Source organism: Geodermatophilus obscurus (assembly GCF_900143215.1).
In the GTDB taxonomy this organism is placed as follows: Bacteria; Actinomycetota; Actinomycetes; order Mycobacteriales; family Geodermatophilaceae; genus Geodermatophilus; species Geodermatophilus obscurus_A.
In genome coordinates this window covers 1-1,447 of the sequence record NZ_FRDM01000098.1, presented here as the reverse complement: position 1 = coordinate 1,447, position 1,447 = coordinate 1, and the positions used below count along the sequence as shown (strand labels likewise).

The window sequence follows — 1,447 nt, the reverse complement described above, 5'->3', positions numbered from 1 at the left end:
CCTCGGCGATGCGCACCTCGGGGGACGACGTCGCCGAGGTGCTGGCGCTGCTCGGCGTCCGCCCGGTGTGGGACGACGCCTCCCGGCGGGTGACCGGGCTGGAGCCCGTTCCGCTGGCGGAGCTGGGTCGCCCCCGGATCGACGTGACCGTGCGCATCTCCGGTTTCTTCCGCGACGCCTTCCCGCACGTGGTGACCATGCTGGACGACGCGGTGACGCTGGTGGCGGGGCTCGACGAGCCCGCGGACCGGAACTTCGTGCGCGCCCACGTGGACGCCGACGTCGCCGGGCACGGCGACCGCCGGCGGGCCACCACACGGGTGTTCGGCTCCAAGCCGGGCGCATACGGGGCGGGGCTGCTGCCGCTCATCGACTCGCGGAACTGGCGCGGGGACGCCGACCTGGCCGAGGTCTACGCCGTCTGGGGCGGCTACGCCTACGGCCGCGGGCTGGACGGCGTGCAGGCCCGCCCGGACATGGAGGCGGCCTACCGGCGGATCGCGGTGGCGGCGAAGAACGTCGACACCCGCGAGCACGACATCGCCGACTCCGACGACTACTTCCAGTACCACGGCGGGATGGTCGCGACGGTCCGCGCGCTGACCGGCTCGGCGCCGCGCGCGTACATCGGCGACTCGACCCGGCCCGAGTCGGTGCGCACCCGGTCGCTGACCGAGGAGACCGCCCGGGTGTTCCGCGCCCGGGTGGTCAACCCGAAGTGGCTGTCGGCGATGCGCCGGCACGGCTACAAGGGCGCCTTCGAGCTGGCCGCCACGGTCGACTACCTGTTCGGCTACGACGCCACGACCGGCGTGGTCGCCGACTGGATGTACGAGAAGCTCGCCCAGACCTACGTGCTCGACCCGGAGAACCGCGCGTTCCTCGAGCAGTCGAACCCGTGGGCGCTGCACGGCATCGCCGAGCGGCTGCTGGAGGCCGTCGACCGGCAGATGTGGGCCGAGCCGGACGCGGACCTGCTGGCCGAGCTGCAGCGGGCCTACCTCGACACCGAGGGCGACCTGGAGGGCGGCGAGACCCCGGCGTCGACCCGTTCTTGATCTCGGGCGCATCGACCGCTGTGGTCCTGGGTAGCCCTGACGGCATGAGCATCCTCGGACGACTGATGGGCACGGCAGAGAACACTGCACGCAGCGCCGGTCGCACCGCCGGGCGGACCGGGCGGGGCATGCCCCGCTCCACCGGCCGGATGTCGACCGGCCGTGGCTACGGCCGGGCGACCACCGGGCGGGCGGGCCGGGGACGGGCGACCCCCGCGTCCTCGGGCGGCCTCGGCGGGCTGCTCGGCGGTCTGCTGCGCCGCCGCTGATCGAAGGCAGAAGGACCCCCTTCCTCCCCACCCTTCGCAGGCTCAGGGCGGGCCCCCGGAAGGAGGCCGTTCCATTCGGTCACCGGAGGTGGCCGTTCCATCACGTCACGGCGGCCGCGG

Annotated in this window: 2 protein-coding genes; both read left to right on the top strand. The window is 74.1% G+C overall.

The genetic code is table 11. The features are described from left to right. A partial coding sequence (locus tag BUB17_RS25160) for a cobaltochelatase subunit CobN (RefSeq protein WP_175561491.1) occupies positions 1-1,058 on the top strand: 1,058 nt, incomplete at its 5' end. Between the two features lie 44 nt (positions 1,059-1,102). Continuing rightward, on the top strand, positions 1,103-1,327 hold the full coding sequence (locus BUB17_RS25155) for a hypothetical protein (protein WP_072921586.1): 225 nt from the start codon (positions 1,103-1,105) through the stop codon (positions 1,325-1,327). Positions 1,328-1,447: the final 120 nt, after the last annotated feature.

What these genes read in the sequence shown, in the direction of transcription:
- BUB17_RS25155 (WP_072921586.1), top strand. Translation starts at nt 1,103, where the DNA reads ATGAGCATCCTCGGACGACTGATGGGCACGGCAGAGAACACTGCACGC.